We start from the raw sequence: 14,178 nt of genomic DNA, 5'->3' as shown, positions 1-14,178 counted from the left end.
GGTGCCGCAATGACGCGATTGTGAGCGGCGGCCGGGCATTGGACGCTGGACGCGATCGCGACCTTGAATGATCCTGCCTTCCGCTGATCATGGGCGGGACGCGGGGATGCCACCGGTTTATCGAGCAAGCTTTTCATCCCGCGTCATGTGAGAGGTGGAGGATGCTTTCGCGATATCTTGCCTACACCGTGACCGTCATCTGGCTCATCCATTCGCTCTGGCCGGAACCGGCTCACGCGCAGCAGACACAAGCTCCGGTGAGCCAATGCCAGGCGATCGCTGCAGCCACGCCGACGGCGACCTTCGCCAGCTTCTCGGCTTCCGCCGCCGTTCCCGTGGCGTCTGACGATACGGGCGAGGTGACGATCACCTTTCTCGGCCATTCGACATTTCTGATCGAAACGCCGGGCGGGCTTTCGATCGCTACGGACTATAACGGCTGGTTCCGGACCCCATCGCCGCCTACGGTCGTGACGATGAACAGGGCCCATTCGAGCCACTATACGCTGACGCCGGACCCGGCGATCCGGCATGTCCTGCACGGCTGGGGCGACAATGGCGAGCCGGCGGATCACGATCTCGTGGTCGGCGACACCTATATTCGCAATGTGACGACGGATATACGTTCCGGTTTCGAAGGCATGGAGCAGGACGGCAATTCGATCTTCATCTTCGAGGTCGCGGGGCTCTGCATCGGACATCTCGGCCACCTGCATCACGAGCTCGACGACAGCCACTACCGGCAGATAGGCCGGCTCGACGTTCTCATGGTGCCGGTAGACGGCGGGCTGACGTTGGGGGCGGAAAGCATGAGCCGCGTCGTCTCGCGCTTGCGGGCGGCTCTGATTCTGCCGATGCACAGGCCGTTGACCAACCAGTTTCTGGCTATGTTCGGCGACGATTTCGACAAGAGCTTTGCCCCGGGGCCTTCCGTGAAGGTGTCGCTCCGTTCGTTGCCGAGCAGACCGCTCATCTATGTTCTCCAGGGCGTTTGAAGGTGGCCTGCGCGCATTTCCGGTCGTTTGAAAACACGATGCCCCTGCTGGACTGGACGCGGCAATGAAACTATAAGGCGCCCCATCTCACCGAAATCATGCATGCAGAGGGCGTCATGGCTGGCCATTCACAGTTCAAGAACATCATGCACCGCAAGGGCCGTCAGGATGCGGTGCGCTCCAAAATGTTTTCCAAGCTGGCGCGCGAAATCACCGTTGCCGCAAAGACCGGCCTTCCCGACCCGGCCATGAACCCGCGCCTGCGTCTGGCGATCCAGAATGCCAAGGCGCAATCCATGCCCAAGGACAATATCGAGCGTGCGGTCAAGAAGGCCGCGGGCGGCGATGCCGAGAACTACGAGGAAGTCCGCTACGAGGGCTACGGCCCGGGCGGCGTTGCCGTCATCGTCGAGGCGCTGACCGACAACCGCAACCGCACCGCATCCAATGTCCGCTCGATTTTCACCAAGGCAGGCGGGGCGCTCGGAGAGACCGGCTCGGTTTCCTTTTCCTTCAACCGCGTCGGTGAAATCACCTACAGGCTTTCCGCCGGCGACGCCGATAAGGTCATGGAAGCCGCGATCGAAGCGGGTGCCGACGACGTCGAGACGGATGAGGAAGGCCACACGGTCACCTGCGGTTTCGAGGATATCGGCGAGGTATCGAAGGCGCTCGAAGGCGCGCTCGGTGAGGCGGAGACCGTGAAGGCGGTCTGGAAGCCGCAGAATACCGTGCCGGTCGACGAGGAAAAGGCACAGTCGCTGATGAAGCTCATCGACAATCTCGAAGATGACGACGACGTCCAGAACGTCTATTCGAATTTCGAGGTCTCCGACGAGGTTCTGGCGAAGCTCTCGGCCTGAGGATCTGAATAGGGGCGATGCCCCTATCGCGGCTGCGGAAGCGCTTGGTCCACTCCTGCCAGTTCCCGCTGCGCCTCCGCAAACAGCTTCACCGAATACAGCCGCGCATCCATGTCGAAGATCGGCATGGAGACGATCAGTTCGTCGGCCTTGGTGAGGTCGAGGAACGCCTCGATCCTGCGGCGGATCGTCCCGGGGCCGCCGACCACCGCATAGCTCATTGCGTGGTCTACGAAGATTTTCTCGTCCTGGCTCCAGAGGCCGTCCATCGACTCGACCGGCGGCGGGAAGCGACTGCGCGCATTGCGGCGAAGCGCGACGAAGGATTGCTGCATGGAGGTGAAGAGGTGGTTCGCCTCTTCATCCGTGTCCGCTGCAACGCCCATAACGCCGACCATGACTTGCGGCCTGTCGAGCTGCGGCGACGGAGTGAAGCGCTCGCGGTAGATTTCGAGCGCCGAGAGCAGCATATCCGGCGCGAAATGCGAGGCGAAGGCGAAGGGGAGGCCGAGCATGCCGGCGAGATGCGCGCTGAAATGGCTTGAGCCGAGCAGCCAGATCGGCACGTTCGAATCCGCGCCCGGAACGGCGATGATCTTCTGCTCTTCGGTCCCCGGACCGAGCAGAGCCTGCAGTTCCACGACATCGTTCGGGAAGTTGTTGGCGCTCGCCTCCATGTTGCGCCGGAGCGCCTGGGCCGTCCTCATATCCGTGCCGGGCGCACGGCCGAGGCCGAGATCTATGCGGCCGGGGTAAAGCGCTGCAAGCGTGCCGAATTGCTCGGCGATGACGAGCGGCGAATGGTTGGGCAGCATAATGCCGCCCGAACCGACCCGGATCGTGCGGGTGGCCGAAGCCACATGCGAAATCACGAGAGACGTCGCGGCGCTGGCTATGCCCTTCATGCCATGGTGTTCGGCCAGCCAGAAGCGCTTGTAGCCGTTCTCCTCTGCTGCGATTGCCATCCGGCGTGAATTCTCAAGCGACTCCGCCACGCTTCCCCCTTGGGTGATAGGCGACAGGTCGAGAATGGAAAAGGGAATCATGGCGAGGCTTTCAATTAAGAGAAATTGATCTTCCGCAATGTAGGTTCAAGTTTGCTTACGCCAAGGGCGCCTCGCGGCTCTTCTGCAGCATGCAGCCATTTCCGTGTAATGTTTTTGTTTTGTTCACTTTTTGCTGGCAGCGTCCCCGCGACCGAAATAGGGTGAAGCATGCAGAACACGATTCGCATCATCGGCATCGATCCGGGCTTGAGGCGCACCGGCTGGGGGATCATCGAAACTCTCGGAAATTCCCTCCGTTTCGTCGCCTCGGGCACCGTCACCTCCGATGGCGAAATGGACCTTGCCTCGCGCCTCTGCCAATTGCATGACGGGCTCGCCGAAGTGGTGCACAGCTACCGGCCGCACGAGGCGGCGGTCGAACAGACCTTCGTCAACAAGGATGCGACCGCCACGCTGAAGCTCGGCCAGGCGCGCGGCATCGCCATGCTGGTGCCGGCCCGGGCGGGTTTGAGGGTCGCGGAATATGCACCGAATGCCGTGAAAAAGGCCGTGATCGGCGTCGGCCACGGCGAAAAGCAGCAGATACACATGATGCTGAAGGTTCTGATGCCCAAGGCCGAATTCAAAGGCAACGATGCCGCCGACGCGCTCGCCATCGCAATTTGCCACGCGCATAACAGGCAGGCGGTGACGAGCCGCCTTGCGGCACTTGCGGGGTAGTCCGATCATCGGATTTTCCCTAAAGACGACGGACCAACACCATCAGAGAGACCAGATGATCGGCAAGCTCAAGGGCACCATAGACGAGATCGGCGAGGATCACGTGGTTCTCGACGTGCACGGGGTCGGGTATGTCGCCCATTGCTCGGCGCGTACGCTCGCCAGGCTTGGAGGAGCCGGAGAGGCGGCCGTGCTCTTCATCGAGACCTATGTGCGCGAGGACCAGTTGAGGCTGTTCGGATTCCTGAGCGCGTTGGAGCGTGAATGGTTCCGCCTGCTTCAGAGCGTTCAGGGTGTGGGGTCCAAGGTGGCACTGGCAGTGCTCTCCACGCTGACCCCCGGCGAACTTGCCAACGCCATCGCCTTGCAGGACAAGACATCGATCTCGCGCGCGCCGGGCGTCGGGCCGAAGGTTGCCGTGCGCATCGTCACCGAGCTCAAGAACAAGGCCCCGGCCTTCGCGGGCGAGATGACGCCGTCGATCGGTCTCAAGCAGGAGCTCGGCGAAGGCGTTGCTGCGGCGCCGGTGTCGGATGCGGTTTCGGCGCTCACCAATCTCGGCTATTCGCGAGACCAGGCCGCGAATGCCGTTGCTGCTGCGCTGAAAAACGGCGGGGAGGGGGCCGACAGCGCCAGGCTGATCCGTCTCGGCTTGAAGGAACTGTCCCGGTGAGGACCCGGCGAGCCTTCCTGCGGCCACAAAAGCATTGGAGTAGAGGGGCGCTGACCGTTCTCGCTGGCTTGATCCGGACGTCCCTATTATGGTTGAGCGCGGCTGCGGCGGTGATCGGTTTCAACGCCACCAATCCCTGTGGCAGCGGACAGCCTGAATCGGAAGCAATGACATGAGCGAAGCCGCACGTCTGATCGCGCCGGAAAAGCGAGGCGAAGACCTCGATGCGACCATGCGCCCGCAGACGCTCGACGAGTTCACCGGCCAGGCGGAAGCGCGGGCCAATTTGAAGATCTTCATCGAGGCGGCGCGAAATCGCGGCGAAGCGCTGGATCATGTGCTCTTCGTCGGCCCGCCCGGGCTGGGCAAGACCACGCTGGCGCAGATCATGGCGAAGGAGCTCGGCGTCAATTTTCGCTCGACTTCCGGTCCGGTCATCGCCAAGGCCGGGGACCTCGCAGCATTGCTGACCAACCTCGAAGAGCGCGACGTGCTCTTCATCGATGAAATCCACCGTCTGAACCCGGCCGTCGAGGAAATCCTCTATCCGGCCATGGAGGATTTCCAGCTCGACCTCATCATCGGCGAGGGGCCGGCGGCCCGCTCGGTGAAGATCGACCTCGCGAAGTTCACGCTCGTGGCGGCGACGACACGCCTCGGGCTCCTGACGACGCCGCTGCGGGATCGCTTCGGCATCCCCGTGCGGCTCAATTTCTATACGGTCGGCGAGTTGGAACTGATCGTCCGACGTGGCGCGCGGCTGATGGGTCTTGGCATGACCGACGAAGGCGCGCGCGAAATCGCCCGCAGGGCGCGCGGCACACCACGCATCGCCGGCCGTCTCCTGCGTCGGGTGCGCGACTTCGCCGAGGTCGCACGGGCGGAGGCCGTGACGCTGGAGATCGCCGACGAGGCTTTGACCCGGCTGCTCGTCGACAGCATGGGTCTCGACCAGCTCGACCGGCGCTACCTGACGATGATCGCGCAGAACTTCGGTGGCGGACCGGTGGGAATCGAGACGATTGCCGCAGGCCTGTCCGAGCCGCGCGATGCGATCGAAGACATCATAGAGCCCTACCTTATCCAGCAGGGCTTCATTCAGCGCACGCCGCGCGGCCGCGTGCTGACGGGCAATGCCTGGAAACATCTCGGCCTCAATCCGCCGAAGGATGTCGAGTCAAGCCAGTTCCGGCTGACTCTCGAGGACGACTGACGTGATCAGCCGTCGCGGCTTCATGAAGGTCCTCGGCGGGGGGCTTCTCAGTGCCATGGCGCTTGGCGGCTATGCCTTCGGTATCGAACCGCTGGCGCGCCTGAGGGTGGCGCGCTACGCCCTGACGCCCCCCGGCTGGACGCCGGGCCTCAAGCTCCGTCTCGTGGCACTCGCGGATATTCACGCTTGCGAGCCCTGGATGTCCGCCCGCCGGATCGCATCCATCTGCGAACGCGCGAACGGCCTCGGCGGCGACATCACGGTCCTTCTCGGCGACTACGCATCCGGGATGAACCTCGTCACGCGCTACGTCCATTCGAGCGAATGGTCGAAGGCGCTTGCGACCCTAAGGGCGCCGCTCGGCGTCCACGCGATCATGGGAAATCATGATTGGTGGGAGGACCGGAGCGCCCAGAAGAACGGCGGTGGCGAGACCTTCGGTCATCGCGCCCTGGCCGACGTGGGCATCGAGGTCTACAGCAATCGCGCAGTCCGCCTGGAGAAGGGTGGCTCCGCCTTCTGGCTGGCGGGGCTCGAAGACCAGCTTGCACTCCTGCCGGGCCGGAAATGGAAACGTGCGTTCATGGGCGGGCTCGACGATCTCGACGGCACGCTTGCACAGGTGACGGACGAGGCTCCGGTCATCCTGCTTGCGCACGAACCGGATATTTTTCCGAAGGTGCCCTCGCGGGTCGCATTGACGCTATCCGGTCACACCCATGGCGGACAGGTGCGCTTTGCCGGCCACTCGCCCGTCGTGCCATCGCGCTTCGGCGACCGATACGCCTACGGCCATATTGTCGAGCAAGGCCGCAACCTCGTCGTTTCGGGTGGCCTCGGTTGCTCCATCGCGCCGATCCGTTTCGGCGTGCCGCCGGAAATTGTCGTCATCGATCTCGGATGACCGGAATCGCCCTCATCCGCCTGCCGGTCACCGTCTCCGCGCAAGTTCCCGGATCGTCGCAGCCAGCTTTTCCCTGCCGCCTGGAGCCCAGCCGAGGGCGCGCAGCTTCTCCGTCGACATCGACTTGAATTCGGCCGCCCCCGCTGGTGGCGGCAAAGGGTGCGGGCAGCCGGTTGCGGTCTGGAGAAAGGAGAGAATTTCGCGGTTTTCGGTCAGCACGTCCGAGACGTTGAAGACCTGGCCGGATACTTTCGCGGGTTCGGCTTCCAGCATGATGCGGACGGACCGGGCGACATCGTCGCCGTGGACTTCCGTGCCGATGCGAGCCGGCACAGGCCGGCCGGCAAGATAATCGGAAAAGAGATCGCTCCACTTGTGTTTTCGTCCCGGCCCGGCGACGCCGTAGACACCGGTGACGCGCAAACTGGTCGTGACGAAACTGTGGTCCGTAATCGATTTCAGGGCGTCCTCGGCGGCAAGCTTCACCTGCCCGTAGAGCGTGTCCGGTGCGACCGGTGACGTCTCGGTGGCGAGCGACGGCGCCGTGTCGCCGTACACGGCGCGGCTCGACAGGAAAATGCAGCGGCGCACGCCGGCGGCGCGCGCCTCTTCGAAGAGGCGAACCGAGCCATCGAGGTTGGCGCGGCGGAAGCCTGTGGGGTCGTCACCCTCGCCTCCTCGATACCTGCCCTCGACATGCTCGAAGGCGGCATGGACGAAATAATAGATATCGTCGAACGCGCCGGTCTGGTCCGCATCCGGATCGAGGCGGAGCGGCACATGGGACACCGGTTGCGGATAGAAGCCAGCGGGGGGTGGAGAGCGCCCGCCGACTGTGACTTCATAGCCGTTTGCCAGCAAATGCTCGACGATGAAGCGGCCGACGAATCCGGTGCCGCCGGAGACGAGAACGCGGGTCATGGCGACGTGCGGCCGGCGTGCCGCGGATTCGGCATGGCGGCAATATCGGGAATCTCCGCGCCGGTCAGATAAGCGTGCCAGAGATCGATCAGCGGGCGCAGCACGTCCGCGCGGGGATGATCTTTCTCCCACGGCTTTTCATACTGGTAGTGAAGCACCCCGATCGAGCGCCAGTCCCAAAGCTGAGGCAGGTTGAACCAGACATATTGCAGCATGTTCATCGTCACCGGCAGGCCGTGCCAATCGGGGAAGAAGCTTTGGAGAAAGGTCTGGTCGGTGCGGGGCCAGAAGGCGTCCGGCGCATCGAGCGCTGCAAGCATCGTCTCGAAGGTCGCGACCGACGGCTCGGCGACGAAGACGCCGGAGTTCAGGCGGTGGAAATCCGCGAGGCTCTCATAAACATTCGGGGCTGCGGCAAATTCCGGATAGTGAAACAACTTGTCGACGTTGCGCAGCACGATGGCATCGGCATCGATGAAGATGCAGCGTTCGTATTCCACGAGCTGCCACAGCCTGAGCTTGCAGAAATTGTCGAGCGGCGAATGGAAGTCGGGCTTGCGTCCTTTTGTGAAGGGTGCCTGCTCATGCACGTTGCGGCGCTGGTGCCGGGCGTTGAATTCGTCCGAAAGCGGCAGCAGGTCGGTTTGGATCAGGCGGCAGTCGAATTCGGTCAGCGGCTCGAGGGCGGCGGCATCCACCCCACCGGTGTGGAGCACGACTATATCAGCGGGCGTCCGGGTGAGACGGATCGATCTGAGCAGGGCCCGCGCACCGAGCGCGTAGTCGCTATTGGTGACGAGCGTCACGAAAGCGTGACGCGCAGTCACCGTAGAGGAGGGGCTGAGTCCCTCCGGGCTGGCGAAGACGCGGCTCATGAAACGGATTTCAGCCGCTTGCCCTCCGGATCGTGGTTGATCAAGGGGGCGATGTCCTTCGTCCAGGCGGAAACGGCCGGCACCCGCGAGCGGTCGACGCGATAGGCGAATTTCTTCGCCACGTCGACGATTTCCGAAAGCAGCCCGTCTTCGAGCCGGATCGGATTGAGGCCGAGCGCCAGGAATTTTCCGTTCTGCACCACGAGCTCGTTTTCGGCGGCTTCCTTGCGGGGGTTCGGCAGCCAGGCGATTTTCGCGCCGGCCATGCGCGCGATCATCTCGGCCAGGTCGCGGACGCGGTGCGTTTCCGTCATCTGATTGAAAATTTCGACACGGCTGCCGCGTGCCGGCGGGTTCCCGAGCGCAAGTTCGATGCAGCGGACGGAGTCCTGAATATGGATGAAGGCGCGTGTCTGGCCGCCGGTTCCGTGAACGGTCAGCGGATAATCGATTGCTGCCTGGATCAGGAAACGGTTGAGGACCGTTCCGTAATCGCCGTCATAGTCGAAGCGGTTGATGAGCTGCGGATGACGCCGCGTCTGCTCCGTATGCGTACCCCAGACGATGCCCTGGTGCAGATCGGTGATCCTGAGTCCGTCATTCTTTGCATAGAACTGAAAGAGCAGCTGATCCAGGCACTTGGTCATATGGTAGACGGAGCCGGGATTGGAAGGATAGAGGATTTCCTGACTCACAGTCTCTCCGCCCATGGTCTCGATCCCGACGGGCAGGTAGCCTTCCGGGATCGCCGCTCCGATCGTCGAATAGCCGTAAACGCCCATCGTGCCGAGATGCACGAGATGCGCATCGAGATCGAGTTCGACCAGTGCATTGAGGAGATTGTGGGTCGCGTTGACGTTGTTGTTGACCGTGTAGTTCTTGTGCCTGTCGCTCTTCATCGAATAGGGGGCGGCCCGCTGCTCGGCGAAATGGACGACGGCATCGGGCCGATGCTCCGCGAGCCAGTTCTTCAGGAGTTCGTAGTCCCGTGCCAGATCGATCAGATTGAAGTGGATGCGCCGGCCGGTTTCCGAGTGCCAGATGCGCGTGCGCTCCTGGATGGAATCCATCGGCGTCAGGGATTGGACGCCGAGTTCCGTATCGATCCAGCGGCGGGAGAGATTGTCGAGGATGTGAACGTCATGGCCCGCGTCGGATAAATGCAGAGCGGTGGGCCAGCCGACGAAACCGTCACCGCCGAGGACTGCAATCTTCATGCACGATTCTCCTGATCGGGAAGAGGACAGGAACCTGATAGGTTAGGATTGTGACAAAGCTGCAGTGCTTGCAAATGTCTTTTTGTTCCTGCACAGGGAAAACGCAAGTTCCTCCCGGAGAATGCCATGTCACTGATTTCGCTTGCCGGCGAGCTGACCGAGACCGGCCACCGATTGATCCAGCGGGTCTATTACGAGGACACGGATTTTTCCGGCGTCGTCTACCATGCGCGTTACCTGCATTTCATGGAGCGTGCGCGGACCGACTATCTGCGGCTGCTCGGCGTCGAGCAGGCGTCGCTTGCGATCGAAGGCGACGTGGAAGGTCTCGTCTTCGTCGTCCACCGGATGGAGATCGACTTCAAATCGCCGGCCCGCATGGACGACGTACTGACGATCGAGACGGCGACCGAAAAGGCCGGCGGCGCCAAAATGGTCCTGCAGCAGCAGATCAGGCGCGGCGAGGCGCTGCTGATCTCGGCCAAGGTGATCATTGCGGTGATCAACGGACAGGGACGGCCAAGACGCCTGCCGGAGGCGCTCGCCGCAAGGTTCCTTGCCGCACGAGGTGCAGCCTGAGTTCTCCCGCCTGGAACGGAATGAGGAGAGGTGTACCGATTTTCGCCCGCATCCCGCCTCAGCTCGAGGTCGCTTCGACCTAGTCGCGGACCCGTGGCAGCTTCACCGGTCCGCCGGTCTTGACCGAGCGGATCGCGAAATTGGATCGGATGTCGGTCACGTGCGGCAGAACGAGGAGCTTCTCCGTGAGCAGCTTCTCATAAGCCGCGAGGTTCTCCACCACGACCTCCGCCAGAAAATCCGCCTCGCCTGAAATCATGTGGCAGGCGATCACCTCTGGGATCTCGAGCAATGCATGCTGCAGGGCCTGAGCGTTCTCGCGGGTATGCCGAATGACCTTGAAGGCGACGAAGACCGTAAGCTCGAGCCCGACGGCCTGACGGTCGAGGTCGGCGCGGTACCCGCGAATGATCCCCGCCTCCTCCAGAAGGCGTGTCCTTCGTAGGCAGGGCGACGGCGAAAGGTTTACTTTCTCCGCCACCTCGACATTGGTGGCACGGGCATTCTCTTGCAAGGCAGCGAGGATGGCGAGATCATATTGATCCATTTTTGGCATATTTGGTTCCTCGCGGCCCCTCGGCGCAATAAAATGCCAATTTCATGGCATTTCGCGCTGCAGATAGCAAGGACTGGCTCCGTCGCAAGTACTATGATCGCCTCCGTCGGAAGGAGATGATCATGGCTGAGATGGCAAACGAACGCCCCGCCACATCCGTTGCCCTCGGCATCGCCGCCTCCATGTCGGTCGTGCTGATCTGGACGGCGTGGCTCATCTCCATGCGGTACAGCAAAGCCGGGTCGTTGACGACGCTCGATCTCGCCTTGCTGCGCTTCGGTGTTCCGGCGCTCGTGCTGATGCCTTTCCTTCGCCGCACGGGGGTGTGGCCGAAACAGGTCGAGAAGTTTCCGTTGGTGCTGATGTTCGCCGGCGCGGGTGCGCCATTTTTTCAGGTTGCCGCCTTCGGCCTTCACGCGACACCAGCATCGGCCGCTGGGGTACTGCTCCCGGGCATCATGCCTCTCGCGACCGCGCTCATAGGCATGCTTTTCATCGGCGAGCGGCCGGACCCGGTCCGAAAGCTCGGCATGCTCGCGATCTTCGGCGGCGGCGTTCTGCTGCTCATGGCAAATGCAAATGAGGTCGAGCTGACATGGCGCAGCTATCTGGTGCTGCCATTCGGGGCGACGCTCTGGGCGCTCTACACCCATGCCTTCCGACGTTCGGGCCTCTCGGCTTTCGAAGCGGGAGCCCTGATCTGCATTTGGTCGACGATCGTCAACCTCGCTTTGGTCCCGTTTCTCGGGTCAAACCTGTTCACCGCGCCTGTCTCGGAGATTTTGCTTCAACTCCTGCCGCAAGGGATTTTGTCGGGACTCCTCGCTACGATTTTCTACGGCACTGCGGTGCGCATGCTGGGGGCCACGCAAGCTGCTGCCTGCACCGCCATTACACCGGTAGCTGCGGCAATCGGAGGCGCCCTCCTGCTCTCCGAGGCGGTTGATGCATTCACAATGGCGGCAACGTTCGTGACGGCGGTGGGTGTCGTGCTCTCGACGGGCCTTCTCTCGCCGCTTCCCTGGCGCCGCTCGTGAGCGAGGGCATAGGAACCGTCAGGATTTCAGCTCACCGTCGACTGCAGCACCTTCTTTGTCAGTGATTGACTGACCTTCCCGACCTCATGCCACGGGTCGGTCCCGGCTTCGATGCGTTCGAGGATGTCCGGAATACGAAACCCGTTGGCGGCTTCGAGGTTTTCGAGTTCCTCCCAGCTGACCGGAGTGGCGACGGGTCCGCCGGAGCGTGCCCGAGTGGAGTAGGGCGCGATCGCGGTGGCGCCGCGGTCGTTCCTCAGCCAGTCGATGAAAATCTTCCCCTTGCGCTTCGCTTTCGACATGGTGGCCACAAAATGATCCGGATCGCGCTCGGCAAAGGATCGCGCGAGAGCCTTTGCGAAGCCTTTCGCCTGCTCCCAATCGGCATGGGGGCGGAGCGGCACGATGACGTGGACACCCTTGCCGCCGGTCACCATGGGAACGGTTTTCAAGCCGATTCCGGCGAGCGCGTCGCGCAGCTTGACGGCTGCCTCCTTGACGGTCGCGAAGTCGACGCTTGGATCGGGATCGAGATCGAAGACCAGGCGATCGGGTTTCTCCAGCCGATCGGTCCTTGCACCCCAGATGTGAAACTCGAGCGTTCCCATCTGCACGGCGGCGACGAGCCCCTCGGCGTCGTGGATGTACATGTAGTCTTCGGTGTTGCCCGATGACTCGGTGATAGGCACTTCCCGAATCGCCTCGGGGAAACCGTCGCTTGCATGCTTCTGGAAGAAACAGTGCCGATCGCCGCCCTGTGGGCAGCGCACCAGCGAGACGGGATGATCGGCGGCAAAAGGAAGCATCTTTTCAGCAACGACCGCATAGTAGCGCGCGAGGTCGATCTTGGTGATGCCCTGGCCCGCGAAGAGGATCCTGTCGGGATGCGAGATGCGGATGCCGAGGACATCGGCGTCTTCCTGCGCAGCTGACGCCTTGCGCGTCTTGACGGAGGGTCTGCCTTTGGCCGCCTCCGCTTCTGCCGACTTCGGTGTCTCAAGTTTCACGGCCTTGGCCTCCTTGTCCTCGCGCAATCCCTCGAACGATCCGTGGCGGACATGTCCGTCAGCCGTGAATTCGGCGAAATCCACCTCCGCCACCAGATCCGGCTTCAGCCATACCGTATTTCGCATTCTCTCTCGCGGCACGCTGTCGAAGGGCGACCTATCGCGTCTGCGTTTTGCGAAAGCGGCGGCGAGTTCCTCCATCGTCTTTTCGCTGAAGCCGGTCCCGACGCCGCCACGATAGATCAGCTTGCCGCCTTCGAAGGTCCCGACCAGGAGCGAGGCGAAGGCGCGCCCCTTTTTCGTCGAGCGGGTATAGCCGCCGATGACGAATTCCTGGCGCTTCGTGCATTTCACTTTGAGCCAGCTTCGGGTGCGCCCGCTGCGATAGGGCGCATTCGACTCCTTGGCGATTATACCTTCCTGACCTGCCTTGCATACTGCAGAAAGCACGTGCTCGCCATTGCCGCGAACATGCTCGCTGAACTGAATGGTCGAGGTGGTGCCGAGCGTCTCGAGCAGCGCTTCGAGCCGTTCCTTGCGCTCAACGAGCGGCTTGCGGCTCAGATCCTTGCCGTCAAGCTCGAGGAGATCGAAAGCGTAAAGCCTTGTGCTGGCCCCGGTCCTCAGGGCCTTCTGCAGGGCAGAGAAGCTGGACCCGCTTTCCGACAGCGCCACCACCTCTCCGTCGATCAGGGCGGACCGGCAGTCGAGTTCTGCGAGGGCCGCGGCAATGGCCGGGAATTTCTCCGTCCAATCGAGACCGTTTCGCGTGTAGCATCGGACAGCGCCGCCGCCGACGGCGCAGACAAGCCGGTAGCCGTCGAACTTCGCTTCGTTCAGCCACGCGTCGCCGGCGGGTGCCCTGGTCACCAGAGTCGCAAGCTGCGGTGCCTTGAAGGCGGGCAGCTTGCCGGAGGGTTTTCGCGTCGCGGGCTTGCGTGCATTGCCGTTTTCGGCGATCGCGCCGGCCTTGAGATTGGCCGAGGTGCTCTTGTTGGAATGCCAGACCCGCGCCCGCTTCTCGCCCCTGCCTTCGGCGATTTCGTCCATAGTCCGGCCGGTGGCGATGCTGGTGACGTTTTCGTTGATCAGGCTCTCGCCGTCTTCTGAGGCGATCTCGTCCGTTTCCTTGACGAGCAGCCAGTTTTCGCGCTTTTCGCCTTCGCGTGGCCGCATGCGCACCAGCGCCCAGCCGCCCTTCATGCGGCTGCCATGCAGCTTGAAGGACAGCTTGCCCTTCTTCAAGGCTTTCGACGGATCATCCTCCGGCTCCCACCAGCCCGTGTCCCAGAGCATTACCGTGCCGCCGCCATACTCTCCTTTCGGTATCGTTCCTTCGAAGTCGCCATAGGCAAGCGGGTGGTCTTCGGTGCGCACGGCAAGGCGCTTGTCTTCGGGGTTGAGGCTCGGGCCGCGCGTGACCGCCCAGCTCTTCAGCACGCCCTCCCATTCCAGGCGGAAGTCGTAATGCAGGCGGGTCGCAGCGTGCTTCTGGACGAGGAAACGCATCCTCTCACCGCTCCGCCGCGCGACCGCTCCCTTGGGTTCGCTCGTGCGCGTGAAATCGCGGCGCCGGTTGTATTCGGAGAGCGGTTCGTTGCGCGCGGCCAT

Annotated in this window: 14 protein-coding genes; 8 read left to right on the top strand and 6 right to left on the bottom strand. The window is 62.7% G+C overall.

Going from position 1 to position 14,178, the window contains the following annotated elements:
* Positions 1-161 precede the first annotated feature (161 nt).
* Complete coding sequence (locus SINAR_RS0124045; RefSeq protein WP_028001450.1) at positions 162-995, top strand: MBL fold metallo-hydrolase; 834 nt, start codon at positions 162-164, stop codon at positions 993-995.
* Positions 996-1,111: 116 nt separating this feature from the next.
* The gene (locus SINAR_RS0124040; protein WP_028001449.1) at positions 1,112-1,858 is read left to right on the top strand and encodes a YebC/PmpR family DNA-binding transcriptional regulator; all 747 of its coding nucleotides are present in this window, start codon (positions 1,112-1,114) and stop codon (positions 1,856-1,858) included.
* 23 nt (positions 1,859-1,881) lie between these two features.
* Here SINAR_RS0124040 and SINAR_RS0124035 read toward each other — a convergent pair whose 3' ends face one another.
* Positions 1,882-2,904 carry an LLM class flavin-dependent oxidoreductase gene (locus SINAR_RS0124035; protein WP_028001448.1) on the bottom strand — a complete coding sequence of 341 codons (1,023 nt, stop codon included), beginning with the start codon at positions 2,902-2,904 and terminating at the stop codon, positions 1,882-1,884.
* A gap of 168 nt (positions 2,905-3,072) precedes the next feature.
* Between SINAR_RS0124035 and ruvC the strand changes: the two genes are divergently transcribed.
* The 4 genes from ruvC (at position 3,073) to SINAR_RS0124015 (ending at position 6,375) form a co-directional block, all read left to right on the top strand.
* Positions 3,073-3,585: a crossover junction endodeoxyribonuclease RuvC gene (ruvC, locus tag SINAR_RS0124030; protein WP_028001447.1), complete on the top strand. Its 513-nt coding sequence runs from the start codon at positions 3,073-3,075 to the stop codon at positions 3,583-3,585.
* 55 nt (positions 3,586-3,640) lie between these two features.
* Entirely contained in the window at positions 3,641-4,258 is a 618-nt protein-coding gene (ruvA, locus tag SINAR_RS0124025) for a Holliday junction branch migration protein RuvA (protein WP_028001446.1), read from the top strand.
* 172 nt (positions 4,259-4,430) lie between these two features.
* A complete protein-coding gene (gene ruvB, locus SINAR_RS0124020; protein ID WP_028001445.1) occupies positions 4,431-5,471 on the top strand; it encodes a Holliday junction branch migration DNA helicase RuvB in 1,041 nt (346 codons plus the stop codon).
* A gap of 1 nt (position 5,472) precedes the next feature.
* The gene (locus tag SINAR_RS0124015) at positions 5,473-6,375 is read left to right on the top strand and encodes a metallophosphoesterase (protein ID WP_028001444.1); all 903 of its coding nucleotides are present in this window, start codon (positions 5,473-5,475) and stop codon (positions 6,373-6,375) included.
* Positions 6,376-6,402: 27 nt separating this feature from the next.
* Here the strand turns inward: SINAR_RS0124015 and SINAR_RS0124010 are convergent, their stop codons facing one another.
* Genes SINAR_RS0124010 through SINAR_RS0124000 form a run of 3 tightly spaced genes read right to left on the bottom strand, consistent with a single transcriptional unit; the run spans position 6,403 to position 9,388 of the window.
* Positions 6,403-7,296 (bottom strand): NAD-dependent epimerase/dehydratase family protein, encoded by an 894-nt coding sequence (locus SINAR_RS0124010; protein ID WP_028001443.1) that lies wholly within the window; start codon positions 7,294-7,296, stop codon positions 6,403-6,405.
* On the bottom strand, positions 7,293-8,171 hold the full coding sequence (locus tag SINAR_RS0124005; protein ID WP_028001442.1) for a glycosyltransferase: 879 nt from the start codon (positions 8,169-8,171) through the stop codon (positions 7,293-7,295). Before SINAR_RS0124005 ends, SINAR_RS0124010 begins: the two co-directional genes overlap by 4 nt.
* Entirely contained in the window at positions 8,168-9,388 is a 1,221-nt protein-coding gene (locus SINAR_RS0124000; RefSeq protein WP_028001441.1) for an NAD-dependent epimerase/dehydratase family protein, read from the bottom strand. The genes SINAR_RS0124005 and SINAR_RS0124000 overlap by 4 nt, the downstream gene beginning before the upstream one ends.
* 126 nt (positions 9,389-9,514) lie before the next feature.
* On the opposite strand from SINAR_RS0124000, the gene ybgC reads away from it, so the two are divergent.
* A complete protein-coding gene (gene ybgC, locus SINAR_RS0123995; RefSeq protein ID WP_028001440.1) occupies positions 9,515-9,967 on the top strand; it encodes a tol-pal system-associated acyl-CoA thioesterase in 453 nt (150 codons plus the stop codon).
* Between the two features lie 79 nt (positions 9,968-10,046).
* Here ybgC and SINAR_RS0123990 read toward each other — a convergent pair whose 3' ends face one another.
* A complete protein-coding gene (locus SINAR_RS0123990; protein WP_028001439.1) occupies positions 10,047-10,523 on the bottom strand; it encodes an Lrp/AsnC family transcriptional regulator in 477 nt (158 codons plus the stop codon).
* A gap of 122 nt (positions 10,524-10,645) precedes the next feature.
* Between SINAR_RS0123990 and SINAR_RS0123985 the strand changes: the two genes are divergently transcribed.
* Positions 10,646-11,560 (top strand): DMT family transporter, encoded by a 915-nt coding sequence (locus tag SINAR_RS0123985; protein WP_028001438.1) that lies wholly within the window; start codon positions 10,646-10,648, stop codon positions 11,558-11,560.
* A gap of 26 nt (positions 11,561-11,586) precedes the next feature.
* On the opposite strand, the gene ligD is transcribed toward SINAR_RS0123985, so the two are convergent.
* Positions 11,587-14,178: a DNA ligase D gene (ligD, locus tag SINAR_RS0123980; protein ID WP_028001437.1), complete on the bottom strand. Its 2,592-nt coding sequence runs from the start codon at positions 14,176-14,178 to the stop codon at positions 11,587-11,589.

It is taken from the genome of Sinorhizobium arboris LMG 14919 (assembly GCF_000427465.1).
GTDB classification, from domain to species: domain Bacteria; phylum Pseudomonadota; class Alphaproteobacteria; order Rhizobiales; family Rhizobiaceae; genus Sinorhizobium; species Sinorhizobium arboris.
The sequence above is the reverse complement of the archived record's forward strand: the minus strand, read 5'-3'. Positions and strand labels throughout refer to the sequence as shown.

What these genes read in the sequence shown, in the direction of transcription:
- SINAR_RS0124045 (WP_028001450.1), top strand. Translation starts at nt 162, where the DNA reads ATGCTTTCGCGATATCTTGCCTACACCGTGACCGTCATCTGGCTCATC.
- SINAR_RS0124040 (WP_028001449.1), top strand. Translation starts at nt 1,112, where the DNA reads ATGGCTGGCCATTCACAGTTCAAGAACATCATGCACCGCAAGGGCCGT.
- SINAR_RS0124035 (WP_028001448.1), bottom strand. Translation starts at nt 2,904, where the DNA reads ATGATTCCCTTTTCCATTCTCGACCTGTCGCCTATCACCCAAGGGGGA.
- ruvC (WP_028001447.1), top strand. Translation starts at nt 3,073, where the DNA reads ATGCAGAACACGATTCGCATCATCGGCATCGATCCGGGCTTGAGGCGC.
- ruvA (WP_028001446.1), top strand. Translation starts at nt 3,641, where the DNA reads ATGATCGGCAAGCTCAAGGGCACCATAGACGAGATCGGCGAGGATCAC.
- ruvB (WP_028001445.1), top strand. Translation starts at nt 4,431, where the DNA reads ATGAGCGAAGCCGCACGTCTGATCGCGCCGGAAAAGCGAGGCGAAGAC.
- SINAR_RS0124010 (WP_028001443.1), bottom strand. Translation starts at nt 7,296, where the DNA reads ATGACCCGCGTTCTCGTCTCCGGCGGCACCGGATTCGTCGGCCGCTTC.
- SINAR_RS0124005 (WP_028001442.1), bottom strand. Translation starts at nt 8,171, where the DNA reads ATGAGCCGCGTCTTCGCCAGCCCGGAGGGACTCAGCCCCTCCTCTACG.
- SINAR_RS0124000 (WP_028001441.1), bottom strand. Translation starts at nt 9,388, where the DNA reads ATGAAGATTGCAGTCCTCGGCGGTGACGGTTTCGTCGGCTGGCCCACC.
- ybgC (WP_028001440.1), top strand. Translation starts at nt 9,515, where the DNA reads ATGTCACTGATTTCGCTTGCCGGCGAGCTGACCGAGACCGGCCACCGA.
- SINAR_RS0123990 (WP_028001439.1), bottom strand. Translation starts at nt 10,523, where the DNA reads ATGCCAAAAATGGATCAATATGATCTCGCCATCCTCGCTGCCTTGCAA.
- SINAR_RS0123985 (WP_028001438.1), top strand. Translation starts at nt 10,646, where the DNA reads ATGGCTGAGATGGCAAACGAACGCCCCGCCACATCCGTTGCCCTCGGC.
- ligD (WP_028001437.1), bottom strand. Translation starts at nt 14,178, where the DNA reads ATGGCCGCGCGCAACGAACCGCTCTCCGAATACAACCGGCGCCGCGAT.